The organism is Ideonella sp. P3_A4 (assembly GCF_056403075.1).
In genome coordinates this window covers 1-826 of record NZ_JBFUGE010001235.1, presented here as the reverse complement: position 1 = coordinate 826, position 826 = coordinate 1, and the positions used below count along the sequence as shown (strand labels likewise).

1 protein-coding gene and 1 pseudogene are annotated in these 826 nt (G+C 60.5%); both read right to left on the bottom strand.

From position 1 onward, the window contains the following. Nucleotides 1–226 (bottom strand): annotated as a pseudogene (locus AC1DYI_RS37255) (sigma-70 family RNA polymerase sigma factor); the annotation flags it as partial. 29 nt (nt 227–255) lie between these two features. Next, on the bottom strand, nt 256–826 hold a 571-nt coding region (gene fliP / locus AC1DYI_RS37250; protein ID WP_477209089.1), incomplete at its 5' end, for a flagellar type III secretion system pore protein FliP.

Genomic DNA, 826 nt, shown 5'->3' with positions numbered 1-826 from the left:
CGATCAGCCCGACCCGCGCCAGTTGCAGGTAGTCGTCGAATTCGTCTTCGCGGTTGATTCGCCGCCCATACATCACGGCTGCAATCGTCTTCGCGTAGGGCAGGTATCGGCTGAGCAATGCGTCGCGCGCTGCGGGATCTTGCTTGTCGCGCAGGCTTTGCCACAGCGCCAATTCATCACTGGCTGCTGGCTCGGCTTCTGAATCGACGGGCGAGGCGGCAGCCATGACCCCTCAGCGATGCGCGCGACGGTCGTTCAATGGAACGACCCCACCAAGGCCTTGACGATCAGACCCCAACCGTCAACAAGCACAAACATCAGGATCTTGATCGGCAGCGAGATCGTCACCGGCGGCATCATCATCATCCCCAGTGACATCAGGATGCTCGAGACGATCAGGTCGATCAGCAGGAACGGCAGGAAGATCACGAAACCGATCTGGAAGGCAGCGCGCAGCTCCGACAGCATGAACGCGGGAATCAGCTGGATGTTGCTGATGTCGTCGATGCTCGACGGGCGCTTGCTCTTCGAGATCTCGACCATCAAGGCGAGGTCCTGCTCGCGCGTCTGCTTCACCATGAATTCGCGCAGTGGCTTGACCGCCGTGTCCAAGCCCTGCTGCATGCCGATCTTGCCGGACATGAAGGGCTGCAACGCCTCGTTGTTGACCTTCGTCAGCACCGGGTTCATCGTGAACAAGGTGAGGAACAAGGCCAACCCGATCACCACCGTGTTCGGCGGCGTCTCGGGCATGCCGATCGCATGGCGCAGCATCGACAGCACGATGACGATCCGCAGAAACGCCGTCACGCACACCACCAACGAC